Here is a 26,658-nt window from a genome sequence, read left to right as displayed (position 1 = left end):
GATTATCGGCACCGCGATCCCTGGAACACCCCGAGATCGATGCTGTCGGCCATCGCCTGGTGCCCCCGCGGATTGGGGTGCACCAGAGTGGGCGACACCAGATCCGGCCGGTCGGCGGCCGGATCCGCCGGATCACGCAGCACCGCGTCGAAGTCGATCACGTCGTCGGCCACGTGCTGGCTGCGGATCCAGGCGTTCACCTGCTGCCGCACCGGGTCGGAGTTCGGTGAGATGCCGCCGGCGATGAACGACCGCACCGACGGCGGAATCGTGGCCAGGTGCAATCGGATTCCGGCCGCGTGCAAACGGTCGGCGACATCGGTGTAGGCCGCCGCCAGCTGTTCCGGGGTCTGGGTCGGCGGAAATGCCAGATCGTTGGTTCCCATCGCGAGAATGACATCGCTGATTCCCGCGGTGTCGATCACGTCGCGTTGCAGGCGAGCGAGTGCGCCGGGCCCGGTCTGCGGAATGGTTTCATCGAGCACTAGGCGGTTTCCCCAGGTGCTGGAATTCAATACCGACAGCGGAATTCCCGCGGCCGTCAGGCGGCGCTGGAGAAAATCGGTGTAGCGGAGATTACGGTCCACCACCGCCGGATCCTGCGGGCCCTCGTAATATGTCGCACCCTCGTATCCGGTGCTGATGGAATCACCCACGGTGACCACGCTGGAATATGCCGCCGGCGCGAGCACGTCGACGCCGAAGGCGAACAGCACGCTCGTGGTGGTCTGGGTCAGCGCGTCGCCGGCCGGGTCGGCGGTGTGATCGCCGGAGCCGGGCGGACCGTAGTAACTGGTCGACAGGCCGACGATGTTCTCCGCGGCCATGACCGACAGGCCGGGCACGAAGACGCTGATGGCCAGCGGTTCGAAGGCGTCGACATCGAGCTGGATCGGATCGCTGACCAGATCGGCGTCCGGCGCCGCGGTCACCGACCCCTGCCCGCCGAAAGTGACCTGCCGCAGCGTGTCCGGGCGGATCGTGGAGCCCTGATCCTGAGCCGCCACCGTGACCGCGCCGAAGGTGACCGGCAGCGGATTGTGGCGATTGGTGAGGTGGATGCGCAGCGTCTGCCCGCCCAGATGCGGCACCACCACGATCCGGTACGTCTGATCGAACAACGATCGGGTGGGGGTCAGCGCCATATCCGAGACGGGTACGGCGTCCGACGGTGACATCAGCCAGCTGCCCACCCAATGCGGACTGCCGCAGCCGCCGTCGCCGGGTTCGGCGTGCGCGGTCGCCGCCGTGGCCGTCGCGGCGGCCAGCAGACATGCCAGCGCGAACGCCGGCAGTGCCGATCGATATCTTTTCGGAATTCCGAGACCGCGCGGATTCCCTCTGCGTTTCATACCGGTGACCTAACTCTGTTCCGGCCCGTCTTCGGGCAGGCGAACGCGAATGACTGTGCGCCGCACTGGAGTATAGGCAGAACTCGTGACCGTCGTCCGCCCCCGATCCGACAGTTAGGGGCCGTCTAGGGGTTACCTACATTCGTCCCGGGCGGCGACGATGGGATCGTTCGCGGCACCGGCAGTCGTTCCGCCGTGACAGCCGAACCTTGCCGAATTCTGGAGACGGGCATGGCGACCGAAGAAAAACTGCGCACCTATCTGAAGCGGGCTGCAATCGACCTGCACAAGACGCGGCAGCGTTTGCAGGAACTGGAGTCGCGAGCGGTGGAACCGATCGCGATCATCGGCATGGCCTGCCGTTTTCCCGGCGGCGTGACATCGCCGGAGGAACTGTGGCAGGTGGTGGCCGACGGCCGCGACGTGATCTCGGAGTTCCCCGACGACCGCGGCTGGGATGTGGCCGGGCTCTATCACCCGGACCCCGACCACGAGGGCACCTCTTATGCGCGTGAGGGAGGATTCCTCCGTGGCGCAACGGATTTCGACGCCGCGTTCTTCGGCGTGAGTCCGAAGGAGGCGCTGGCCATGGAGCCCCAGCAGCGGCAGCTGCTGGAGGTGTCCTGGGAGGCGCTGGAGCGGTCCGGGATCGATCCGACCACGTTGCGGGGCAGTACAACCGGCGTGTTCACCGGCATCATCGAGGTCCAGTACGGGCCCAGCATCGCCGAGGACCGCAGCGGCCTGGCGGGCCTGCTGATGACCGGCCGCACCACCAGTGTCGCGTCCGGCCGGGTGGCGTACGTGCTCGGGCTGGAGGGCCCGGCGGTGTCGATCGACACCGCCTGCTCGTCGTCGCTGGTGGCGATGCACGACGCGGCGCGGGCCCTGCGCTCCGGCGAGTGCAATCTGGCACTGGCCGGCGGTGTGACCGTGATGCCGACGGCGGAGGCGTTCATCGCCTTCTCCCGGCAGCGGGTGATCTCGCCGGACGGGCGGGCCAAGCCGTTCTCCGCGGACGCCAACGGCACGGCCTGGGCCGAGGGCGTGGGAATGCTTGTGCTGGAGCGGCTTTCGGAGGCGCAGCGGCGCGGGCACCGGGTGCTGGCGGTGATCCGCGGGTCCGCGGTGAACTCCGACGGCGCCTCCAACGGGCTCACCGCCCCCAACGGCCCCTCGCAGCGCCGGGTGATCGAGGCGGCGCTGAACAGTGCCCGGCTGACCACCGCCGACGTCGACGTGGTGGAGGCGCACGGCACCGGCACACCGCTGGGCGATCCGATCGAGGCGCAGGCGCTGCTGGCCACCTACGGCCGCGGTCGCCGCACGCCGCTGTGGCTGGGCTCGGTGAAGTCCAACATGGGCCACTCCAGCGCCGCCGCGGGTGTCGCGGGCGTCATCAAGATGGTGATGGCGATGCACAACGAGACCGTGCCGCCCACCCTGCACGTGGGTGAGCCCTCCCCGCACGTGGATTGGACCGTCGGCGACGTGCGGCTGGCCACCGAGGCGCAGCCGTGGGAGCACGACGGCCGGCCGCGCCGGGCGGGCGTGTCCGCGTTCGGGATCAGCGGCACCAACGCGCACGTGATCCTGGAGCAGTACGAACAGTCCGCTCCCGCCGCGGAATCCGACGGCGAAGTCACCGACGTCGCCGAAAACGGAGCTGTGCCAACGGTTCCGGTCGAGGAGGTGGCACTGCCTCCGGTGCTGGCCTGGGCGTTGTCCGGCAGTACCGAGGAGGCCCGGGCCGCACAGGCGGCGCGGCTGGCCGAATTCGTCGCGTCGCATCCCGAGGCATCCGCGGAGGGTATCGGGTACACGCTGGCGGCCGGCCGGGCCCGGCTCACGCATCGGGCGGTCCTGCTCGGCGCCGACCGCGCGGAGTTGGTGAGCGCGCTGGCGGCGCTGAACGCGGCGAAGCCGTCGCCGAACGTGGCTGTCGGGCAGTCGCTTCCCGGCGCCAAGACGGCCCTGCTGTTCCCCGGCCAGGGCGCGCAGCGGATCGGCATGGGCCGCACGCTCTACGACGCCTACCCGGTCTACGCGAATGCCTTCGACGAGGTGTGCGCGCAGTTCGACGATCGCTTCGATCCGCCGCTGCGGGAGGTGATCTTCGCCGATCCGGACAGCAGCGCCGCGGCGCTGCTCGCCCAGACCTCCTACACCCAGGCCGCGCTGTTCTGCGTCGAGGTCGCGACCTACCGGCTGTTCGAATCGTTCGGTGTGCGACCGGATCTGCTGATGGGTCACTCCATCGGCGAGGTGACCGCCGCCTATCTGGCGGGGGTCTGGTCGCTGGCCGACGCCGCGAAACTCGTTGCGGCGCGGGGCCTGCTGATGCAGGCGCTGCCCGAAGGCGGCGCCATGCTGTCGGTGCCGATGGCCGAGGAGGACGTGGCCCCGCTGCTGGCCGGCCGCTCCGGGCGGATCGCGATCGCGGCCGTCAACGGCCCGGCCACCGTGGTGGTCTCCGGTGACGAGGCCGCCGTGGACGAGGTGGCGGCGGTGGTGGCCGAGCGCGGGTACACCGCGCGGCGGCTGCGGGTCAGCCACGCCTTCCACTCGCCGCGGATGGATCCGATCCTGGCCGACTTCGCCGGTGTCTGTGCGAGCCTGACCTACCATCCGCCGGCGATTCCGGTGGTGTCCAACGTCACCGGTGAACTCGCCGATCCGCAGCAGCTGTGCGATCCCGACTACTGGGTGCGGCACGTGCGTGAGCCGGTCCGTTATCTGGCCGGGGTGCGGGCGGCCCGCGCGTACGGTGCGACGGTCTTCCTCGAGGCCGGACCCGGCACGACCCTGACGGCACTGACCCGCGACGGCCTGGCCGACGACGACAACGATCCGCTGACCGCCGCGCCCGCGATGGATCCGAAACGCGAAGAGGCGCTGTCCTTCCACGCCGCGCTGGCGGCGGCGTTCGTCGCCGGGACGACCGTGGACTGGGCGTCGACGCTGCTGGCCGGGCGGTCGCAGCACGTGGATCTGCCGACCTACGCGTTCCAGCGCCGCCGGTTCTGGCTGGAGAAGCCCGCCGGCGCCGGGGATCTCAGCGCCGCCGGTCTGGGCACGCTCGGACATCCGTTGCTGGCGGCCACCATTCCGCTCGCCGCCGGCACCGGGGTGGTCGCGACCGGCCGGGTATCGGTCGCCGCGCAGCCGTGGCTCGCCGATCACGCCATGGCCGGCAACATCCTGGTGCCCGGCACCGCCTTCATCGAGATGGCGCTGCGTGCCGCCGATCTGGTGGGTGCGACCGGGATCGGCGAACTGGTGTTGCAGGCGCCGCTGGTGCTCAGCGGCACCGGCGCCGACGTCCAGGTGGTCGTCGACGGCGCGGCCGAGCCGAGCGTGGCGATCTACTCGCGGTCGCATGACGCCGCCGGTCCGGACTGGACCTGTCACGCCACCGGCAACCTCTCGACCACCGAGAGTGCGCCACCGGCCACCGAATTCGCGGTGTGGCCGCCGCGCGACGCGGTCGCGGTGGAGGTCGGTGACGTCTACGAGCAACTGGCCGCCGCCGGTTACGGCTACGGCCCGGCCTTCCGGGGCCTGACCGCGATGTGGCGCCGCGGTGCGGAACTGTTCGCCGAAGTGGAACTGCCCGAGCCGATCCGCGCCGAGGCGGCGGAGTTCGGCATCCACCCGGTGCTGCTGGACGCGTCGCTGCACGCGATGGCCGCGGTGGCGGTCACCGGCGACGAGCCGGGGCAGCCCGTGCGGCTGCCGTTCGCCTGGGAAGGCGTCTCGCTGTACGCCGTCGGCGCCACCGCGCTGCGAGTGCATCTGGCGCCCAACGGCACCGACCGGCTGTCGGTCACCGTCGCCGACGCGGCGGGTAACACGGTGGCGGCCGTCTCGGCGCTGACCGTGCGGGCGCTGTCGGCCGATCGGCTCGCGCCGACCGCCGCGGCGGCCGCGGATCTGTACGCCGTGAACTGGGTGGCGATGTCGCAGCCCGCGCTGGAAGGTCACTGGGACACCACGGATTCGGCTGCGGGGCGGCCGTTCCCGGCCGAGCAGTTCACCCACGCCGGCACCGAGGCGATCGTGCTGCGGTGCCGGACCGGTGGCGCGGCCGGAACCGACACCGCCGCCCGCGCGCTCACCACCGTGACCGGGGTACTCGCCCGGGTCCGCGGCCTGTGGGCCGAGGACCGCCGGCCGGCGCCGGTCGTCGTGGTGGTCACCAGCGGCGCGATCGCGGTCGAGGGCGGCGAAGACGTCACCGATCTGGCGGCGGCCCCGGTGTGGGGCCTGCTGCGCAGTGCGCAGGCGGAGAATCCGGAACGGCTGGTGCTCGTCGACGTCGACAAGCCCGAGGAGTACCGCGCGGCGGTGGCCGCGGCGCTGGCACTCGAGGCCGAACCGCAGGTCGCGGTGCGTGGCGGAGTCGCGCACGTGCCGCGGCTGGCGCGGGCCGGCGCCGACAGCCTCGGCGGCTCGGACCTGATCGGGACCGCCGCGTGGCGGCTGGGCTCGCTGGGCAAGGGCACCCTCGACGGCGACAACATCGTCGCCCTCGCGGACGAGACCGCCGGTGCGGCACTGACTTCCGGTCAGGTGCGGGTCCGGCTGCGGGCCACCGGCATGAACTTCCGCGATGTGCTGATCGTGCTCGGCATGTATCCGGACCCGGACGCCCCGATCGGCGGCGAGGGCGCGGGCGTCGTGGTCGACGTCGCCGCCGACGTCACCGAATTCGCGCCCGGCGACCGGGTGATGGGCCTGTTCGCCGGGATCGGCGACACGGTGGTGTCGGACCGCTCGATGGTGGTGCCGATGCCCGAGGGCTGGACCTTCGATCAGGCGGCGGCGGTGCCGGCCGTCTTCGCCACCGCCTACTACGCGCTGGTGGACCTGGCCTCGGTGCGGGAGGGCGAGAGCCTGCTGATCCACGCCGCGACCGGTGGCGTCGGCATGGCCGCGGTGCAACTGGCCCGTCATCTCGGGCTGGAGGTCTACACGACAGCGAGCCTGCCCAAGTGGGACACGCTGCGCGGCATGGGTTTCGACGACGAGCACATCGCCAACTCGCGGACCCTGGACTTCGAGGCGCAGTTCCTGGCGGCGACCGGCGGCCGGGGCATGGACGTGATCCTCGACTCGCTCGCCGGCGAATTCGTGGACGCCTCACTGCGTCTGCTGCCGCGCGGCGGCCGCTTCATCGAGATGGGCCAGACCGACGTCCGCGATCCCGACGAGGTCGCCACCGACCATCCGGGTGTCACCTACCGCGGGTTCGTGCTGATGGAGGCCGGGCCGCAACGACTGCACGACATCCTGTCCGAACTGCTGAAGCTGTTCGAATCCGGTGTGTTGCAACCGCTTCCGGTGACTCCGTGGGATCTGCGCCGGGCGCCGGAGGCGTTCCGGTACCTCAGCCAGGCCCGGCACGTCGGCAAGAACGTGCTGACCGTGCCGGTTCCGCTGGATCCGGCGGGCACGGTGGTCGTCACCGGCGGCACCGGCGTGCTCGGCGCCGCGGTGGCCCGGCATCTGGTGCAGGCCCACGGCGCCCGGAACGTGCTGCTGCTCAGCCGCAGTGGCGCCGCGGCGGCCGGTGCGGCGGAACTCGACGCCGAACTCACCGGACTCGGCGCCGCGGTGACCATCGCCGCCTGCGACACCGCCGATCGCGCGGCAGTGGACGCGGTGCTGGCGGCGGTGCCGCCGGAGCATCCGCTCACCGCCGTCGTGCACGCCGCGGGTGTGGTCGACGACGGGCTGTTCACCGATCTCACCACCCAACAGGTGGAATCGGTGTTCCGGGCGAAGGCGCAGGCGGCGTGGAATCTGCACGAGGCCACCGCCGATCTGGAACTGTCCGCGTTCGTGCTGTATTCGTCGGTCGCCGGTGTCCTCGGCGGCCCGGGGCAGGCGAACTACGCGGCGGCCAACGTGTTCCTGGACGCTCTGGCGGCACACCGGCATCGCCTCGGGTTGCCGGCGTCCTCCCTGGCGTGGGGCATCTGGGAGCAGGCCAGCGGCATCACCGGGCACCTGTCGGAACAGGATTTCGCCCGGATGCGCCGCGACGGCCTGCTGCCGATCCCCACTGAGGACGGCCTGGCCATGCTCGATGCCGCGCTACGGCTGGGCCGTTCGCTGACCGTCGCCGCGAAACTGGACGTGCCGGCCATCCAGGCCGTCGGCGCCCAGGACGCGCAGATGCTGCCTCCGGCACTGCGCGGGCTGCTGCGCGGTGTCAGGCGCACGGCGGACAGCTCCGTCGCCGACGCCTCGTCGAAACTGGCTGCCTCGCTCAACGGTCGCGGTCGAGGCGATCAGGAAGCGCTGATACTGGCCACGATTCGCAGTCACGCCGCGGCGGTGCTGGGGCACGAGTCGCCGGAGGCGATCGGACAGGACCAGGCGTTCACCGATCTCGGCTTCGATTCGCTGGGCGCGGTGGAATTCCGCAACCGGCTGAAGACCGCGACGGGCCTGAAACTCGCCACCACCGTGGTGTTCGACTATCCGACCCCGCTGGCGCTGGCGCGCTACATCCGCGACGAGATCGCCCCCGCGGTCGATCCCGCCGCGGTGATCAAGGCCCAGATCGCGACTCTCGCCGACAGTTGCGACGAGGCCGAACTGGATCCGGATGCGGTGGCCGACATCACCGCTCGCCTGGACGGCTTGCTGCTGCGCCTGCGCGGCGGCGAACTCGACGGGATCCTCGACGACCTGGACACCGCCGGTGACGACGAACTGTTCGAGTTCATCGACCAGCCGGCTCCGCCGACCGCCTGACCCGGGAGATCTTTTCGATGGCTGCGATGTTTTCGACGCTGCTGCGCGGCGCACTGGCACTGACCGCCTGGACGGCGGTGGCGGTGCCGCCGCTGGCGGCGGCCGACGCCGACACCATGACCCCCGACGTGGTCCCGGTGTCGGACCGGCAGTGCACCGCGCAGGAGCGGGCCGACAGTCTCACCGCCGATCAGCAGCGGGTGCTGAACCGGCTGGGACACCTGCGCACCCTCAACGGCCCCGACGACGTGATGCAACTGGCCGCGCTCGGCGCGTGGGGACCGGATTCGCACGGCTGGGTGCAGTACCGCGACGTGGGTGTCGGCCTGCTGAATCTGCCGCGCTCCCTGGACATCATCGCCCGCGGTATCGACGGCGTCACCGCGGGGACGACGGCCCGGGACACGGTCGTCAGCGGGGAGCCGACCGGATTGTTCTACCGGTCGCTGAACCCGAATCCGGGGTACGACGACGCCTATACGCCGTCGTTCCCGTACGAGCTGGTGGGCTGGTTCTACGGGGCGGTCTACACCCCGGGCATCACCCCGATCGAGAACGGGCTGTGTGTGTACCCGACCGACTGGGGTTTCCACGAGCGCGGCGTGCACGCCTTCCCCAATTTCGACATGGTGATGCAGCCGCCGGCGGAGCCGTGGATGGGCGCCGATCCGGGCACCATCCCACTGGCGCTGCCGAATCCGCCCGGCCTGGTACATCCGCGGGCCTGGGATCTGCACATCTGGCTGGTACCCGGCGAGGACACCCCGATCACCGGCGCCCTCGACACCGCGCAGACCATCGCCGGTCACGACGGCGGCATCCCGGAATCGTTCCCCTACCCCCAGGGTCCGACCGCGGTCGGACCGGATCTGCCCGAGCATCACGGACATTGACGGTGAGGTGGCGCGATGACGAGCGAGACGGCAATAGAGACGACGGTTCTGGTCGTCGGCGCGGGCGTCGGCGGACTGACGGCGTCGATCTTTCTGTCCAACTTGGGAATCGATCACCGGCTGATCGAAGCGCGACCGGAGACCGCGCGGCTTCCCAAGGCGCACTACATGAATCACCGCACCATGGAGATCTTCCGCCAGCACGGGATCGCCGAGGAGTTCGATCTCGCCGGCGCCCCGCTGGAGAAGTTCGGCAAGGTGTGCTGGCAGACCACCCTGGCCGGCAAGGGGCCCTTCGACGGCCGGGTGATCCACGAGATGGACGCCTTCGGCGGCGGTGAACTGCGGGAGTACTGGGAGGCGGCCAGCCCGGTGTCGGCCACCAACCTGCCGCAGATCCGCTCGGAACCGTTGCTGCGCGCGGCCGCCGAGCGGCGCGCGCCGGATCGGGTCCGCTACGGGCACGAGCTGATCGACTGGGTCGAGCACGACGACCGGCTCGTCGCGACCGTGCGCGACGAGAGCGGCGGCACCACGACGGTGACGGCGAAGTACCTGATCGCCGCCGACGGCGGTCGTACCGTCGGCCCGAAACTGGGTGTGCGGTTCGACGGCTGGCCGAAATTCCATCACGTCACCACGGTGCATTTCAGCGCGGACCTGTCCCGCTGGCAGCGCGACGGCGCGCTGCTTACCTACTTCGTGAATCCCAAGCGGCCGGAGCTGTCCGGCGCCACCCTGGTCGAAATGGGCCCCACCTGGGGACGTTTCAGCGAGGAGTGGGGCCTGCACTTCACCACCGGCCCCGACGACCCGGCCCGCTCCGACCGCGAGGCGGTGCTCGCCCGCATCCGCGACACCCTCGGCACCCCGGCGCTGCGGGTGCGGCTGCACAAGGTCAGCAACTGGACCGTGGACGCGGTCAACGCCCAGAGTTACCGCAGCGGAAGAGTTTTCCTCGCCGGCGACGCCGCGCACAAGCTACCGCCGGCGGCGGGACTGGGCCTCAACACCGCCGTGCAGGACGTGCACAACCTGGCCTGGAAGATCGCCGCGGTGGAGCGCGGGCACGCCGGTGCGGAACTGCTCGACACCTACGAGCCGGAGCGGCGGCCGATCGGCCGCCGCAATCTCGACTGGGCGGTGGGCATCATCGCCAACTCGGAACTGGTCAGCGAGGCCGCGCTCGGGCTGGGACCGCACGTGCCGGAATGGATGCGGCCCACCTTCTTCAACACCTACTTCGAGCAGTCGGCACGCGGCCGGACCGCCCGCGCCCGCGCCGGTGAGGTCTTCAACACCCACCGGATCGACTGTCAGGCACTGGATATCGAACTCGGCGCGGTGTACGAGCAGGGGGCGCTGATCCCCGACGGCACCCCCACGCCGGACTCCGATCCCATGGGAGCCGAGTTCTTTCCGGTCGCCCGGCCCGGTCACCGGCTGCCGCACGCCTGGGTCGATCGGGACGGCACCCGGCGGTCGACCCACGACTTCGTCGGGATCGACTCGTACACCCTCGTCACCGGCAGCGCCGGGCAGCCGTGGCGCGAGGCGGCGCACCGGCTGCGGGATCGAACCGGGATACCGCTGGAATCCGTGGTATTCGATGCCGCCGCAGGCACTTCCGACATCTGGAACGACCTGCGCGGCATCGGCGACGACGGCGTCCTGCTGGTTCGGCCCGATCACTACGTCGCCTGGCGCCGCACCGACGCGGCCGCCGATCCCGAGGCCGAACTGGCTCGGGTCGTTCAACGAATCACCTTCCGCTGATACGGAAACGGAGTCACAACCATGGCCGACACGTCCTACGACACCATCGTCATCGGCGGCGGGCCCGCGGGGTGCGCGTATGCGCTGACCATGCTGCGGCGCGGATATTCGGTACTGCTGCTGGAAAAGGTGCCCTTTCCGCGTTTCCACATCGGGGAGTCGTTCCTGCCCTACACCACCGAGATCCTCGATCAGCTGGGCCTGCTCGACGCGGTGATGGCCAAGCCGTACGCCTACAAGCCCGGCGTGGAGCTGACCGGGATGGCCGGTAGCGTGCGCCGCATCGACTTCGGCATGATCGGCGACAACCGCCGCACCTGGGCCATCCAGGTCGAGCGCGCCGAATTCGACAAGACCCTGCTCGACGAGACCGCCGCGGCCGGGGTGACCGTGCTGGAGGAGGCGACCGTCACCGACGTCGACGTCGTCGACGGCCGCGTCACCGGCGTCACCTACACCGTGAACGGCGAAACCCACCACGCCACGGCGACATTCATCGCGGACGCCTCCGGCCGGGCCGGGGTGATCCCGAAGCGGCTGAACCTGCGGGTGGCCGACAGCCGGCTGAAGATGGCCGCGGTGTTCAAGCACTACGGCGATCTCGACGAGAGCCAGAATCCGGGCGTGGAGGGTGACACCCAGCTCGGCATCCACCCCGACGGCTGGATGTGGGGCATCCCGCTGCGCTCGGACGCCATCAGCATCGGCGCCGTCGCACCGATGGCGATTCTGCAATCCGACCGCCCGGAGGCCGTTTTCGACGAGCACCTGGCCCGCCTGCCGCGCATCCAGGAGCGGCTGCGCGGTGCGAAGGTGATCCGGGAGCTCAAGGGCGAGCGCAACTTCGAGTACCACTCCGAAACCCTTGCCGGGCCCGGCTATTTCCTTGTCGGCGACGCCGGCAGTTTCACCGACCCGGTGTTCTCCGGCGGCGTGCTGCTGGCCCTGGCCACCGGACGCAAGGCCGCCGAACTGGCCGCGGATCGGCTGGAGGGCAACAAGACCGAGACCGAGATCGCCGATCTCTACAACGCCTTCTTCAAGACCGGTTACGAGACCTACTACCGGCTGATCTGCGCGGTGTACGACCATCGGCAGCCGATCATGGGCCAGGTCATCCTGGACCTGGCGGCCGATCTGGACCCGAAGTGGCACGTCCGGCTGGTCAGCGGCGACTTCTGGACCGGTGAGAGCCCGCTGGTGAATCGGCTTCGGGCGGAGAAGGACTGGAGCCTGTTCGCGCCGTTCGATCTGCTCACCGACTGCCCGATCTATCCCAGCGCCGTCGTGGCATAGCCCGGAAGGAGCTGCGATGCCGTCCTTTCTGGACCTGACTCTCCACTTCTTCCTGCAGATGACGGTGATCCTCGTCGCCTATCGTCTGGTGTGGCAGCTGTTCAAGCGGCTCGGGCAGGTGCAGGTGGTCGCCATCATGGCGGCCGGATTCCTGCTCGGCCCTTCGGTGTTCGGCCTGGTGTGGCCGCAGGCGCAGCACTGGCTGTTCCCCACCACCCTGGTCATCGGGGGACAGTCGATTCCGCATCCGTCGCTGACGGTCATGTATGTGATCGGCCAGTTGGGCCTGGTGCTGTACATGTTCCTGGTGGGGACGTCCTTCCGGACCAGCATTCTCACCGACCACATCAAGGTCGCGGGGGTCACCGCCTCGGCGGGCGTGGTGGTGCCGATGGCGCTCGGCGGCATCACCGGGTTCCTGCTCGTCGGTCACGGTGACTACTTCACCGGCAAGGTACACGCCTGGCAGGGTGGGCTGTTCCTCGCCGCGGCCATCGCGATCACGTCGTTCCCCATGCTGGCGTGGATCATTCACGACTCCGGGCTGCACAACACCCGGCTCGGGACGATGGCGCTGTCGTGCGCGGCCTCCGACGACGCGGTGTCCTGGATCCTGCTGGCCACCGTGGTCGCCACCACCAAGACCAATATGAACGGCGCGGTCCTGGCGGTGGCCGGCGGTGTCGGCTTCGTGGTGTTCATGCTGGTGGTGGGAACACGGCTGCTGAAGCGGCTCGACGCCTGGGGGGAGCGCGAGATGCGTGCCGGCGCAGCGCTTCCCGTCGGGCCGTTCATGGCGATGCTGATGGTGCTGCTGGCCGGCGCCTGGTTCACCGACTGGGTCGGGGTGTACTCGGTGTTCGGCGCGTTCATCGCCGGCGTCGTGATGCCGCGCGGCCGGTTGCTGGACGCGGTACGGGAACGCACCGAGCCGATCGTGTCGCATCTGCTGCTGCCCGCGTTCTTCATCTTCACCGGTCTGAACACCAAACTGAGCCTGCTGTTCCACCCGGCGGCGCTGATCGTCGTGGGTGTGGTGCTGGTGGTGTCGTTCGTCGGCAAGTTCGGCGCGGTGACGCTGGCGGCCCGCTGGCAGGGGATGAGCTGGCGGGAAGCGGGTTCCATGGGTTCGCTGGCCAACGCTCGCGGGCTGATGGAGTTGGTGCTGCTCAATGTCGGCCTGACCCAGGGCCTGATCAACCAGTCGCTGTACACGATCCTGGCGGTCATGACGATCGTGACGACCTTCGTCGCGACGCCGATCTATCGGATGTTCGAGCGCAGCGCCTGGAAGAACGGCCTGGTGTTCGGCCTGCACGGTGAAACCGCCAGGGCGGAAACGGCTTCGGAGCCGACCTCGGTGGCGGCCGCCTGATCATCGGGTCCGGCCACGGACACGGCCGCGCCGCCCGAACCGGGGCGGCGCGGCCGCTGCCGTGCGTGCCGGGCTCGGACTCGACCGGCGGTCACCCGGCACGGCGAGGCCCGGCGGATCGTCCGCCGGGCCTCGATCGCTGTCGCGGGGTGCTCAGTGCCCCAGATACGCGCCCTGGCGCAGCAATTCGCGCTGCACCACCGGAACCGGGGGATGGAGGCCGTGCAGGGCGTACAGCGCCGCGCCGACCCCGGCGGCCTGGCCGGTCGCGAAGGCCGTGCCCATGACGCGCAGCGACGCCCCGGCGTACCGGTCGGCGTCCACGGTCCGGCCGGCGGCGAACAGATTGTCGGTGTCGATGCTGTGCAGGACGCCGAAGGGGATGTCGTAGTACCCGTCACCGGCGATGAACTGCCACTGCGGGACCAGTCCGGGACCCGGGTGGTATTCGATCGGCCAGGCGCCCAGCGCGATTCGATCGGGATGCCGGGCGCCGGTGAGGACCTCGTCGGTGGACAGCCGGTAGCGGCCGAGGACGTGGCGGGATTCCCGGGTGCCGATCTCCGGTCCGGTGCCGACGATGTAGGCGTTGCCGCAGCCGGGCAGCGTGCGCAGCACGGCCAGGTATTCGCCCGCCTGCCGGCGGGCGCTCATCTCGGCGCGGGTCAGCTCCCCGGCGTCGCGAGCGTCGTAGCCCTCGTCGACGACGTAGGCGACGACATCGCCGGAGATCGGCAGCCGCGCCACCAGGCCGCGTTCGGCCGACAGCGCCGCACCGCGGCGCTTGGCGCCCGCGATGGCGACCGCGAGGGTGTCGCGGGTGACCTCGGCGTGCGGGGGTATGCCGCCGAATCGGACGCCGAGCGTACCGTTCTGCACCACACCGTCGTTGCCGTAGCGCACCGCGGCCCCGGCGAAGGCCGCCAGATCCGCCTCGCCGGTGGCGTCGATCCACGCGGTGGCCCGGATCGTGTGCACGCCTTGATGATCGGCGACCAGCGCGGAGTCGATGCCGGTCTCGCCGCGGGTGGCGTCCACCAGCTGACTGTCCAGGCGGACCCGCACCCCGGTGTCCAGGCACAGCTGGTCCAGTACCCGCTTGACCGACTCCGGATCGAAAACCACGGTGACGGAGGTGAATCGGGTCGGTTCGCTGACCGCTGACCGGGCCCGCAGCTGTTGCAGGACCTGCTCGGCCACCCCGAACACCACCTGCCGCGGCGGATCCTGGCGGGTGTAGATCCCGCAGTAGGTCAGCACATTGCGCAGCGTGGCCGCGCCACCCAGACAGGGGCCGCGCTCCACCAGCAGTGTGCGCGCCCCGGCGCGGCGGGCGGCGACGGCGGCGGCCACCCCGGCCGAACCGCCACCGGCGACCACGACGTCGTATTCCTCGCTCACATTCATGTTCCACTGCTCCGATCGGCGGCCGATCAGGCGCGCAGACCGTCCGCGCGCCGGTCGATGAGGTCGAAGATCTCGTCGTCTTCGGCGATCTCGATGAGTTCGGCGGTGGCGTCACCGTCGCGCTGATGCATCGCGGTGGCGAGCCGGCCGGCCAGGCGTTCCAGATCCGCTCGGGCGGCGCCGGTTTCGATCAGCCGATCCAGCAGTCGTCCCGCCTCGGCCACCAGATCACCGGTGGGTTCGGGGCGGGCCAGCACCGTGTGCAGGTGCTCGGCCAGCGCGGCCGGGGTCGGGTGATCGAAGATCGCCGTCGGCGACAGCGTCACCCCCGTCGACCGGCGCAGGTGGTTGCGCAGCTCGACCGTGGTCAGCGAGTCGAAACCCAGGTCCGCGAACGGTTTCTCGTGATCGAAACCGCGCCCGGCGCCGTGGTCGAGCACCGTGGCCACGTGCCGCGCGATCAGGTCCAGCAGCAGCCGGCGCTGATCGGCGGCGCCGCGCCCGGCCAGCAGGCCCGGCAGGTCGGCGGTCGCGACCGCGGGTGCGGCGGCGCGACGGGTGCGCACCAGAGTGCGCAGGAGCGGCGGCGGATCCGTCACGGCGGCGATGTCGACGGTGATCGGGACCGCGGTGCCGCGTCCGCCGCGCAGGGCCGCGTCGAACAGGGCCAGCGCCTGCTCGTCGGTCAGTGCGTGGAATCCGTTGCGGCGCATGCGGGCCAGATCGCGCTCCCCGAGATGGGCACTGACCCCGCTGGGTTGCGCCCACAGCCCCCAGGCCAGCGACAGCGCCGGCAGCAGCAGATGGCGGCGATGGTCGGCCAGGGCATCCAGGTAGGCGTTGGCGGCGGCGTAGTTGGCCTGCCCGGCGGTGCCGAGAACGCCTGCGGCCGAGGAGAACACCAGGAAGCCCGCGAGGTCGTGGCCGGCGGTGAGCCGGTGCAGCTGCCAGGCGGCGGTGATCTTGGCGGGCAGCACCCGATCCAGATGTCCGGCGCTCTGATCGGCGAACAGCGCGTCGTCGACGACGCCGGCGGCGTGGATCACCAGCGTGGGCGGGTGCTCGGCGGGAATCTCGTCCAGCAGCCCGGCCAGCGCGGCCGCGTCGGTGATGTCGCAGGCCGCCAGCCGGACCCGGGCACCGAGCGCCCCGAGTTCCGCGGCCAGTTCCGCCGCGCCCGGGGCGGACGGACCGGATCGCCCCGCCAGCACCAGATTCCGCGCGCCGTAGGCGGTCACCAGATGCCGGGCCACCGTGCGGCCGATCATGCCGGTGCCGCCGGTGACCAGCACGGTGCCGTCCGGATCCAGCGCCGGCGGCCAGTGCAGCACCACCTTGCCGATGTGCCGCGCCTGCCCCACGTACCGCAGCGCGCCGACCGCCTCGCGCACGTCCCAGCCGGTGATCGGCGGGGGCGTGAGGACGCCCTGATCGAACAGGGTCACCAGGGCGGTGAGCATCTCCGCGATCCGCTCCGGATCCACCTCGGTGATCAGGAACGAGTGATAGTCGACCTCGGCGTGCGCCGCGGCGACCGCGGCGGGATCGCGAATATCGGTGACACCCATCTCCACGAACCGCCCGCCGCGCGGCAGCAGCCGCAGCGACGCGTCGACGAATTCGCCTGCCAGCGCGTCGAGTACGACATCGACCCCGGCGCCTTCGGTGACGGTGCGGAACTCCTGTTCGAAGTCCAGGGTCCGGGAGTTCGCGATGTGGTCGTCGTCGAGTCCGCGCTCGCGCAGCACCTGCCATTTGCCGGGACCGGCGGTCGCGAAGATCTCGGCCCCCCAGTGTCGCGCCAATTGCATTGCGGCCGTGCCGACTCCACCGGTCGCCGCATGGATCAGCACCGATTCCCCGGCCCGCAGCCCGGCCAGATCGGCCAACCCGTAGTAGGCGGTGAGGAACACCACGGGAACCGCGGCCGCCTGGGCGTAGGACCAGCCCGCGGGGATCGCGGTGACCAGCCGATGGTCGGTGGTGACGGTCGAGCCGATCCCGTCGAACAGGCCCATCACCCGATCGCCGGGAGCCAGTTCGGTGACCGCGGAACCGGTTTCGAGCACCACGCCCGCGCCCTCACCGCCGAGTGGGGCTCCGGGATCGGGATACATGCCCAGCCCGATCAGCACATCGCGGAAGTTCACCCCCGCCGCCCGCATCGCGATGCGAACCTGATGCGGCGCCAGCGGTGCGCTCGCCGCCTCGGTGTGCTCCAACCGCACCGAGTCGATGGTGCCCGGTACCCCGACGATCAACCGCCACGGATCGCCGCGCAACAGATCGGGGCCGTCGGCGGCGGCCCGGGCCAGCCGCGGCACATACAGCGCCGCGTCCCGGACCGCGAGGTCGGGCTCGCCGGTCGCCAGTGCGCGCCGCACCAGCGCGTCCAGCTCCGGCCCGGGCAGCTCGCCGCCACGGGAATCCAGGTCCAGCAATACGATTCGCTCCGGATACTCGGCCTGTGCGCTGCGCAGCAGGCCCCGGACCGCCCCGGCGCTGCCGTCGGGATCCTCGATCGCCGGATCGAGCGCCACCGCCCTCCTGGTGACGACCACCAGCGGAGCGTCGGATTCGGCCAGCAGCAACTGCACCCGGTCGAGCACCTGCACCAGCAGTGCGCGGGTGGCCTGCGGGGAGAACGATCCCGCGTCCGGGAGCGGCTGTGCCGCAGGAACTCCGGAGGGCAGCATTTCGTCGGCCCGCAGGATGATGGGTCTCGGTCCGTCCGTCCGGTCCGTGGTGGCGGGGGCCGGTTCGTCGGTGAGCGGTGTCCAGTCGACCGCGTAGAGCGGGGTGCGGCGGGTGGCGGTTGCGGCGGCCGAGGCGACCGGGGCCGGGCGCAGTTCCAGCGCTTCGACGGTGGCGACGAGCAGTCCGTCCGGATCGGTGAGGGTCACGGTGATGCGGTCCGGCGAGGGGTTCGACAGCCGCACGCGGACCTCGGTGGCGCCGACCGCGTCCACCGTGATGCCGTGCCAGGCGAACGGGAGATAGGTGCCGTCCGAGGTGGATTCACCGCCGGTGTCGCGGGCGGCCGCCGCGTGCAGCGCCGCGTCCAGCAGCGCGGGGTGGATTCGGTAGCCGCTGGTGTCGACGTCTTCGGGCAGGCGTACCCGGGCCACCAGATCCGTTCCGTCGCGCCACAGTTCGCGCAGGCCGCGGAAGGCCGGACCGTAGTCCAGCCCCGATTCGGCCAGGTGCCGGTAGATCTCGTCGGCGTCGAGCCGGACCGCACCCGGTGGCGGCCACGCGGCGGTGGCCGCGGGCGGCCGGGCGCCGGTGCCCGCGGTGACGACGGCCTCGGCGTGGATCGTCCAGCCGTCCTCGCCGGTGCGGGCCGCGATCGAGACCGGGTGCGCGCCGGTGGGGTCGGGCGGTCCGACGCGGACCTGGATCGGCACCGGTTCGCCGGTCAGCGGCAGCGGTGTGTTCACCACCAGGCTCACGATCCGGTCGCTGCCGACCTCCTCGGCCGCGCGCAGGGTCAGATCGACGAAGGCGGTGGCGGGCACCAGGATTCGGCCACCCACGCGATGATCGGCCAGCCAGTCGGGGGTGGTGGCCGACAGCCGCCCGGTCAGCACGGTGGTCTCGCCGTCGGGCGCCGACACCAGTGCGCCGAGCAGCGGATGCCCGGCGGCGCTGAGCCCGGCGGTCTGCACATCCGCGCCCGCGGCCGCGGCGTCGAGCCAGAACCGTTGCCGCTGAAAGGCATAGCCGGGCAGGTCGACCACGGTGGCGGCGGGCAGCCGGGCGGCCCAGTCCACCGTGGCGCCGGCCACGAACGCCTCGGCCAGTGCGCCGGCCACCGATTCCGGTTCCGGCCGGTCGCGGCGCAGGGTGGAGGCGACCGTCGCGGCGCCGCCGGCATCGGCGACCGCCGAGGCCAGTGCCGCGCCCGGACCGGTCTCCAGGAAGAGGGTGACCCGGCCCTTGTCCTGGAGCCAGCGCACCCCGTCGGCGAACCGGACCGGTTCGGCGATGTGCCGCACCCAGTAACCGGGCGTGCACAATTCGGCGGGATCGGCGGGTTGCCCGGTCAGATTGGAGACGATCGGCACGGTCGGCTGCCGGAAGGTGAGCGTGCCGCACACGGCCGCGAAGTCGTCGAGGATCGGCCGCATCCGCGGCGAGTGGAAGGCGTGACCGACCCGCAGCCGCCGGGCCGGGAAGCCGCGTGCGGCCGCCAGTTCGGCGATCTCGTCGATCACCGGCTCGTCACCGGAGACCACCACCGCCGTCGGCCCGTTGATCGCCGCGATACCCGCCCGCGCGGTCCGGCCCGCCAGCAGACCGGTCACCGCCGTCTCGTCGGCCGCGACGGCGAGCATGGCGCCGCCGGGCGGCAGGCTCTGCATCAGCCGCCCGCGCGCGGCCACCAGCGTGGTGGCGTCGGCCGGCGACCACACTCCCGCCAGATAGGCGGCGGTGACCTCACCGATCGAATGTCCCAGCAGGAAGGCCGGTTCCACACCCCAGGAGCGCAGCAGTTCGTACAGCGCCACCTCCACCGTGAACAGTGCCGCCTGCGTGAAATCGGTGCCGTCCAGCAACGCCGCCGCGGCGGAATCCGGTGCGGCCCAGAGGACCTCGCGCAGCGGCCGGGGCAGCTTGGGATCCATTGCGGCGCAGATCTTGTCGAAGGCGGCCGCGAAGACCGGGTAGCGCCGGTACAGTTCGGCGCCCATCCCGAGCCGCTGCGAACCCTGCCCCGGGAACAGCAGCGCCAGCCGTGTCTTGGGCGTCGCCTCGCCGGACACCACGCCCGCCGCCGGTTCACCGGCGGCGAGCGTGGCCAGCCGCTCGTCGAATTCGCCACGGTCGCTGCCGATCACGGCCGCGCGCGGCCCGAACAGGGCACGGGTCGTGGCCAGCGACAGCCCGATGTCGGCGATCCCGGCCGCCGGATGCGCGGCCAGATGATCGCGCAACCGCGCCGCCTGCCCGGCGACCGCCGCGGCGGTATGTCCCGACAACGGCCAGACCACCGGCAACTGCGGCGATACGGCCGTACCGCCGCTCGCCGCACCGGCAGGCGCCTGTTCCAGGACGATGTGCGCGTTGGTCCCGCTGATCCCGAACGACGACACCGCCGCCCGGCGCGGACCGCCGGTCTCGGGCCACGGCTGTGGCTCGGTGACCAGCCGCACCGGCCCGGCGGACCAGTCGACATGTGGCGACGGCTCGTCCACGTGCATGGTCGGCGGGACGACGCCGTGCTGCATGCCCAGCACCGTCTTGATCACCCCGGCGACCCCGGCCGCGGCCTGGGTATGGCCCACATTGGATTTCACCGAGCCCAGCCACAGCGGGCGGGTGCGGCCGCGGCCGTAGGTCTCCAGCAACGCCTGGATCTCGACCGGGTCGCCGAGCCGGGTGCCGGTGCCGTGCCCCTCCACCACATCGATGTCACCGGTGCGCAGACCGGCGGAGGTCAGCGCCTGCCGGATCACCCGCTGCTGCGCGGGCCCGTTCGGCGCGGTGAGCCCGTTGGAGGCGCCGTCGGAGTTGACCGCCGAGCCGCGCATCACCGCGAGGATCCGGTGCCCGAGTCGCTGTGCCTCCGAGAGTCGTTCCAGGACCAGCACGCCGACGCCCTCGGCCCAGCCGGTGCCGTCCGCCGCGGCCGCGAACGCCTTGCAGCGGCCGTCCGGAGCCAAACCGCCCTGCCGGGCGAATTCGGCGAACACCTTCGGCGTCGACATCACCGTGACGCCGCCGGCCAGCGCGAGCGTGCACTCGCCCTGACGCAGCGCCTGCGCCGCCAGATGCATGGTCACCAGTGAGGAGGAACAGGCGGTGTCGACGGTGACCGCCGGGCCGTGCAGGCCCAGCGCGTACGCCACCCGTCCGGACACCACGCTGGCCAGGCTGCCGGTGCGCAGATGTCCCTCCACGCGTTCGGGCACCGTGGGCAGCCGGTCCGCGTAGTCGTGGTACATCACGCCCGCGAAAACCGCTGTCGGCGAACCCCGTAGCGCCAGCGGATCCAGGCGCGCGTGTTCGATCGCCTCCCAGGACACTTCCAGCAGCAGCCGCTGTTGTGGATCCATCGCGAGCGCCTCGCGCGGCGAGATGCCGAACAGGTCGGGATCGAAATCGAGTGCGTCGGTGAGGAATCCGCCGACGCGGGGATAGTCGCCGCGTTCGGATCGGTCGTCCTCGCGCCAGCCCCGGTCGGCCGGGAAGTCGCCGACCGCGTCCCGGCCCTCGGCCAGCAGTTCCCACCAGTCGGTGAGCGTGCGGACGCCGCCGGGGAACCGGCAGCTCATCCCGATGATCGCGATCGGCTCGGCGAGCCGGGCGGTCAGCCGCGCGTTGTCCTGCCGCAGCCGGTCGCGTTCGACCAGTGTGTTGCGAAGCGCCGCAACCAGTTCGGCGTTCGGATCGGTCATCGCGGGCCTCGATCGTCACCGGCGACGCCGCGCGGCGCCCGGTGCCCGAAGACACTGCGGAAGACCCCGTCGGTCGCGCTGCCGTCGCTGAGGACCGCGCCCTCGGCCCCGAAGAAGTCGTGGCCGTCGGTCCAGAAATCGGTGTCGCCGTCCGAGCCGGTGTCGGCTGCGGTGTCACCGTTGCTGTAGGCCAGCCGGATCAGGTTGGCGACGTCCATGGACGCGATCGCGGCATCGGATTCCCCGTTGCCGTCCGGTCCCGCGACCGGCGTCTCCGGATCCGCTGCGGCTTCCGGTTCCGCTTGCGTGGCAAGTAATTTCGCGTGCAGGTGCGCGGCCAGCGCATCGGGGGTCGGATGATCGAACACCAGCGTCGCGGGTAACCGCAGGCCGGTGGTGTCGACCAGCCGGGTGCGCAGCTCCATCCCGGTCAGCGAATCGAAGCCCAGTTCGGCGAAGGTCCGGTCGGTGTCGGGCGCCTCGTCGGTGTGCCCGAGCACCGCGGCCACCAGTTCGTAGACCAGATCGTGGATGAGCTCGCGCCGCCCGGTCGCGCCCAGCGCCGCGAAACGGGCGGAGAAGGAGAAGGTCTCGGGCGCCCGCACGGCGCCGTCGGGGCGGGAGCGGGCCAGGCCGCGCAGCGGCGGGGCGGCCTGCTCGTCCAGCCGGGAGCGGTCCAGCGCCATCAGCACCGGATTCGGTTCGTCCGCACCGCAGGCGGCGTCGAACAGGGCCAGCCCCTCGGCGTCGGCCAGCGCCGCCATGCCGGTGCGGGCCAGCCGCGCCCGGTCGGCGGCGGTCAGATGTCCGGACACCCCGGTCTCGCGCGACCACAGGCCCCAGGCCAGGGCCGTGGCGGACAGGCCGCGTTCCCGGCGCAGGCGGGCCAGGCCGTCCAGATAGGCATTGGCGGCAGCGTAATTGGCCTGCCCGGCCGCGCCCAGCACTCCCGCCACCGACGAGAACAGCACGAACGCCGAGAGATTCAGATGCGCGGTCAGCTCGTGCAGATTCCAGGCGCCGTCCACCTTCGGCCGCAGCACCCGGTCGAACTGCTCCGGCGACAACGATTCCAGCAGTCCGTCGTCGGCGACACCGGCGGCGTGCACCACCGCCGTCAGCGGCCGGTCCGCCGGGATCGCGGCCAGCACCGCGGCCAGCGCGTCCCGGTCGGCGATATCGCAACGGGCCGTGGTGACCGGGATGTCGATGCCGTCGGTATCGATCGGCCCGCGGCCCAGCAGCAGCAGGTGACCGACCTCGGCGCGGGCCGCGAGATGCCGGGCCACCAGCCCGCCGAGCCCGCCGCCGGCCCCGGTGACCAGGACCGTGCCACCCGGCCGCCACGGCGCGCCGCCGCCCGAGCCGGAGCCGGGAACAAGCCGCGGCACCCGCAATTCGCCTGCGCGCGCGACGATCTGGGGCTCATCGGCCGGCAGTGGCCCGACCGGGTCGCCGTCGGTGTCCAGCAGCAGGAATCGGCCCGGATGTTCGGTCTGCGCCGAACGGACCAGACCCCAGACGGCCGCGGCGGCCGCACTGCTGCCCGGCTCGCCGGGCAGCGTGACCGCGCCACGGGTGCGGATGCCCAGCAGGCCCTCGTCGGCCTCGGTGAGCCAGGACCGGATCCGCGGCAGCGTCGCCGCCACCGCGGCGCGCACACCGGCCGGCGTCGGCTCGAATTCGGGGAGTTCGAACCAGCTCAGTTCCGACCAGTGCAGTCCGTCGGTGGGGGTGATGGCGGGCGCGGGCACCCAGTCCAGCACATGGTGATCGTCGTTGTGGTCGCCGGTCAGCGCGGCCGCGGTGACCGGCCGCAACACCAGCAGCTCCGCGGACAGCACCGGCCGGTCGGCGGTGTCGACCACCTCGAGCGCGGCCTCGTCGGTGCCGATATCGGTCAGCCGGGCCCGCAGCGGCCCGGTCGCGGGCGCGTGGCTGCGCACGCCGCGCCAGGAGAACGGCAGCCGGGTGGGGCCGTCGATCGCCGCCAGCGGGTGCAGCGCGGCGTCGAGCACCGCCGGATGGATCAGGTGACCGGCCGGATCGATCCCGGCGGGCAGGTCGATCTCGCTGAACATCTCGTCGCCGCGCACGTACAGCGCACGGGTGCCGCGGAAGGCGGGCCCGTAGTGGTAGCCGGCGGCGGCCAGTGCGCGGTAGCGCTCGGTCAGATCGACCGGTTCCGCGTTGTCCGGTGGCCAGCTGCGGATCCGCACCGGCGGCGGCGGGGCGAACCGGGCCGACAGGGTGGCCTCCGCGTGGCGGACCCACTGGCCGTGCGGCAGGCGGCGCGAATGCACGGTCAGCGTGCGCTCACCGGCGCGGCCGGCCGCGCCGAGGATCGCCTGCATCTCCGTTTCGCCGGCCTCGGGGACCAGCAGCGGCTCGAGCAGCGTGAGTTCCTCGACGCGGTCCGCGCCGGTCCGGTCGGCGGCCAGCAGCGCCATGTCCAGGAAGGCCGTCGCGGGCAGCAGCGTCGCCTCGTGCACGGCATGATCGGCCAGCCACGGGCTGCGTGCCCGGGACAGACCGCCGGTGAACAGGACGACGCCGTCGGCCAGCGACAGCCGCCGGTCCAGCACCGGATGTCCGGTGGGCTCACCGGCGGCGGGACCGCCGGTGGCCACGCCCGCGTCGAGCCAGTAGCGGCGGCGCCGGAACGCGTAGGTCGGCAGTTCGACCTCGGCGGCGGCCTCCGGGTACCACTCGATCGGCGCGCCCGCGGTCTGCGCGGCCGCGAGCCCGGCGATCACCGCGGGCGTCTCGGCGGCCCGGCCGGGCAGCAGCGGGGCGGCCGTCACCCCCGGCTCGGCGGTGAACGCCTCCCGCGCGAGCGCGGTGAGCGTGCTGCCGGGGCCGGACTCCACGAACACCCGCACCCCGAGTTCGTCGTGCAGGCTGCGCAGCCCGTCGTAGAAGCGGACCGGCCGGCGCACCTGCTCCACCCAGTACTCCGGATCCCGCAACTGATCCGGATCCGCCAGGGCGCCGGTGACATTCGAGACGATCGGAATCGACGGCTCGTGATACGCCACCGTCTGGCACACCTCGGCGAACTCGTCCAGCATCGGATCCATCAGCGGGGAGTGGAACGCGTGCGCCACCCGCAGCCGGGATACCCTGCGCCCCAAGGTCTCCAGCGTGGCCGCGATCTCGCCGATCACGGTGTCGACGCCGGACACCACCACCGCCGAGGTGCCGTTCACCGCGGCCAGCGACGCCACGTGCTCACGGCCGACCAGCAGCGGGGTCACCTTGTGCTCGGCGGCCGCGACGGCGATCATGGTGCCGCGTCCGGGCAATCGGGCCATCAGCCGGCCCCGGGCGGCGACCACCGCGACGGCGTCCGGCAGGGTCCACACGCCCGCCAGATGCGCGGCGGTCAGCTCGCCGATGGAGTGGCCGATCAGGTAATCCGGTCGCAGGCCCAGGGATTCGGCCACCCGGTAGAGCGCCACCTCGACGGCGAACAGCGCCGCCTGGGTGTAGTCGGTGCGGCCCAGCAGTTCCGCCGCGGCGGTGCCGGGCTCGGCGAAGATCACGTCGGCGAGCGGGGTCTCGAAGTGCGCGCCGAAGGCGGCGCAGAGCTCGTCGAAGTGCTGCGCGAAAACCGGGTGGGCGGCGTGCAGTTCGCGGCCCATGGCCACCCGCTGCGCGCCCTGCCCCGGGAACATCACGGCCGTCGCGCCGGCGGTGGTCCGCTCCCCGGCCTCGCCCGGCGCCGTCGTGGCGCCCTGCACCACCGCGGCGGAGCGGCCGCCGGCGGCCACGGCGGTCAGCGCCGCCAGCAGTTCCCCGCGGTCGTGCCCGAATATCACTGCGCGCCGGGCGAATCGGGTCCGCGTCGCCAGCGCCCGGCCCACCCCGTCCAGGGGCAGGTCGGCGTGGTCGCGGACGTATCGGGCCAGTTCCGCCGCCTGTCCGGCCAGCGCCGCCTCCGAGCGCGCGGACAGCTCCCAGACCACCCAGGGCGACAACGGATTCCGCGGCGTCGCGGCCGCCTGTCCGGCCGGCGCCTGCTCCACGATCAGATGGGCGTTGGTGCCGCTGATGCCGAACGACGACACCCCGGCCCGGCGCGGCCGTCCGGTCTCCGGCCACGGCCGGGCCGTGAGCACCGGCCGGACCGCGCCGGCGGACCAGTCCACGTGCGGGGTCGGCGCGTCGACGTGCAGCGTCGCCGGGACGATGCCGTGCCGCATCGCCATGATCATCTTGATCACCCCGGCCACCCCGGCGGCGGCCTGGGTGTGCCCGAGATTCGACTTCACCGAGCCGAGCCACAGCGGCTCGGCCTCGCGCTCGCCGAACACCTCCAGCAGTGCCCGCGCCTCGATCGGATCGCCGAGGGTGGTGCCGGTGCCGTGGCCGTCGACGACATCGATCTCACCCGGTTGCAGTCCCGCCGCGGCCAGGGCCTGCCGGACCACGCGCTGCTGGGCCGCGCCGCTGGGTACGGTCAGCCCGGCCGCCGCGCCGTCGGAATTGACCGCCGACCCGCGCAGCACCGCGTGCACCCGGTGGCCGAGGCGCTGCGCGTCGGACAACCGTTCCAGCACCAGCACGCCGACGCCCTCGGAGAAGCCGGTGCCGTCGGCCCCGGCGGCGTACGACTTGCAGCGGCCGTCGCGGGCCAGCCCGCGCTGGCGGCTGAACTCGATGAAACTCGCCGGGGTCGACATCACCGTCACCCCGCCGGCCAGAGCCAGCGGGCATTCCCCGTTGCGCAGCGCGGCCACGGCCTGATGCATCGCGACCAGCGACGACGAGCAGGCGGTGTCCACGGTCACGGTGGGGCCGGAGAAGCCGAAGGTGTAGGCGATCCGGCCCGACAGCACCCCGGCGGCGCTGCCGGTGCCCAGCTGGGCCTCCAGCTCGCCGGGCACCTGCCGCAGCCGGCTGGCGTAGTCGTGGTACATCGCGCCGACGAACACGCCACAATCGGTGCCGCGCAGCGTGATCGGATCGAGGCCGCCGTGTTCCAGTGCCTCCCAGGACACTTCGAGCAGCAGCCGCTGCTGCGGATCCATCGCGGTCGCCTCGCGCGGTGAGATCCCGAAGAAGTCGGCATCGAATTCGAAAGGGGCGTCCAGGAATCCGCCGGCCTCCGCGGTCACGGTGTGCGGCCGGTCCGGGTCGTCGCCGAGCAGTGTCGCCGGCTCCCAGCCCCGATCGGCCGGGAACGGCCCGATCACGTCCCGCTCGCCGGCCACCAGCTCCCACAGCTGTTGCGGGGTGCGGATGCCGCCGGGGTACCGGCAGCCGATCCCGACCACCGCGATCGGCTCGTTGTGCGCGGCCTCCAGCCGGTGCAGTTGTGCCCGGGTCTCCAGCAGCGCGGTGGTGGCGCGCTCGAGGTAGCGCCGCAGGGTTGCCTCGTCGGTCATGAT

9 protein-coding genes are annotated in these 26,658 nt (G+C 71.9%); 5 read left to right on the top strand and 4 right to left on the bottom strand.

Going from position 1 to position 26,658, the window contains the following annotated elements; translation table 11 throughout:
- Positions 1-2: 2 nt before the first annotated feature.
- Complete coding sequence (locus LBW94_RS38625; protein WP_225057849.1) at positions 3-1,352, bottom strand: GDSL-type esterase/lipase family protein; 1,350 nt, start codon at positions 1,350-1,352, stop codon at positions 3-5.
- A gap of 231 nt (positions 1,353-1,583) precedes the next feature.
- On the opposite strand from LBW94_RS38625, the gene LBW94_RS38620 reads away from it, so the two are divergent.
- Genes LBW94_RS38620 through LBW94_RS38600 form a run of 5 tightly spaced genes read left to right on the top strand, consistent with a single transcriptional unit; the run spans position 1,584 to position 13,457 of the window.
- Positions 1,584-8,117, top strand: coding sequence for a type I polyketide synthase (locus tag LBW94_RS38620; protein ID WP_225057850.1), 6,534 nt, complete (start codon positions 1,584-1,586; stop codon positions 8,115-8,117).
- Between the two features lie 17 nt (positions 8,118-8,134).
- Positions 8,135-9,010: a hypothetical protein gene (locus LBW94_RS38615; RefSeq protein WP_225057851.1), complete on the top strand. Its 876-nt coding sequence runs from the start codon at positions 8,135-8,137 to the stop codon at positions 9,008-9,010.
- Positions 9,011-9,025: 15 nt separating this feature from the next.
- On the top strand, positions 9,026-10,786 hold the full coding sequence (locus LBW94_RS38610) for an FAD-dependent monooxygenase (RefSeq protein WP_225057852.1): 1,761 nt from the start codon (positions 9,026-9,028) through the stop codon (positions 10,784-10,786).
- A 21-nt stretch (positions 10,787-10,807) separates the two neighbouring features.
- Positions 10,808-12,082, top strand: a complete 1,275-nt coding sequence (locus tag LBW94_RS38605; protein ID WP_225057853.1) for an NAD(P)/FAD-dependent oxidoreductase — start codon at positions 10,808-10,810, stop codon at positions 12,080-12,082.
- 16 nt (positions 12,083-12,098) lie between these two features.
- Positions 12,099-13,457: a cation:proton antiporter gene (locus LBW94_RS38600; RefSeq protein WP_225057854.1), complete on the top strand. Its 1,359-nt coding sequence runs from the start codon at positions 12,099-12,101 to the stop codon at positions 13,455-13,457.
- Between the two features lie 153 nt (positions 13,458-13,610).
- Here the strand turns inward: LBW94_RS38600 and LBW94_RS38595 are convergent, their stop codons facing one another.
- From LBW94_RS38595 to LBW94_RS38585, 3 genes are read right to left on the bottom strand one after another with little or no spacing between them, the layout of a single operon-like run.
- The gene (locus tag LBW94_RS38595; RefSeq protein WP_225057855.1) at positions 13,611-14,864 is read right to left on the bottom strand and encodes an FAD-dependent oxidoreductase; all 1,254 of its coding nucleotides are present in this window, start codon (positions 14,862-14,864) and stop codon (positions 13,611-13,613) included.
- 26 nt (positions 14,865-14,890) lie between these two features.
- Positions 14,891-21,265: a type I polyketide synthase gene (locus LBW94_RS38590; protein ID WP_225057856.1), complete on the bottom strand. Its 6,375-nt coding sequence runs from the start codon at positions 21,263-21,265 to the stop codon at positions 14,891-14,893.
- Positions 21,262-26,655, bottom strand: coding sequence for a type I polyketide synthase (locus tag LBW94_RS38585; protein WP_225057857.1), 5,394 nt, complete (start codon positions 26,653-26,655; stop codon positions 21,262-21,264). Before LBW94_RS38585 ends, LBW94_RS38590 begins: the two co-directional genes overlap by 4 nt.
- Positions 26,656-26,658: the final 3 nt, after the last annotated feature.

This window comes from Nocardia sp. alder85J (assembly GCF_020176955.2).
Classification (GTDB): domain Bacteria; phylum Actinomycetota; class Actinomycetes; order Mycobacteriales; family Mycobacteriaceae; genus Nocardia.
This window is presented reverse-complemented; position numbering and strand designations above follow the sequence as displayed.

Bases quoted from the DNA above. Each gene is read 5' to 3' on its own strand.
- LBW94_RS38625 (WP_225057849.1), bottom strand. From the start codon at position 1,352: ATGAAACGCAGAGGGAATCCGCGCGGTCTCGGAATTCCGAAAAGATAT.
- LBW94_RS38620 (WP_225057850.1), top strand. From the start codon at position 1,584: ATGGCGACCGAAGAAAAACTGCGCACCTATCTGAAGCGGGCTGCAATC.
- LBW94_RS38615 (WP_225057851.1), top strand. From the start codon at position 8,135: ATGGCTGCGATGTTTTCGACGCTGCTGCGCGGCGCACTGGCACTGACC.
- LBW94_RS38610 (WP_225057852.1), top strand. From the start codon at position 9,026: ATGACGAGCGAGACGGCAATAGAGACGACGGTTCTGGTCGTCGGCGCG.
- LBW94_RS38605 (WP_225057853.1), top strand. From the start codon at position 10,808: ATGGCCGACACGTCCTACGACACCATCGTCATCGGCGGCGGGCCCGCG.
- LBW94_RS38600 (WP_225057854.1), top strand. From the start codon at position 12,099: ATGCCGTCCTTTCTGGACCTGACTCTCCACTTCTTCCTGCAGATGACG.
- LBW94_RS38595 (WP_225057855.1), bottom strand. From the start codon at position 14,864: ATGAATGTGAGCGAGGAATACGACGTCGTGGTCGCCGGTGGCGGTTCG.
- LBW94_RS38590 (WP_225057856.1), bottom strand. From the start codon at position 21,265: ATGACCGATCCGAACGCCGAACTGGTTGCGGCGCTTCGCAACACACTG.
- LBW94_RS38585 (WP_225057857.1), bottom strand. From the start codon at position 26,655: ATGACCGACGAGGCAACCCTGCGGCGCTACCTCGAGCGCGCCACCACC.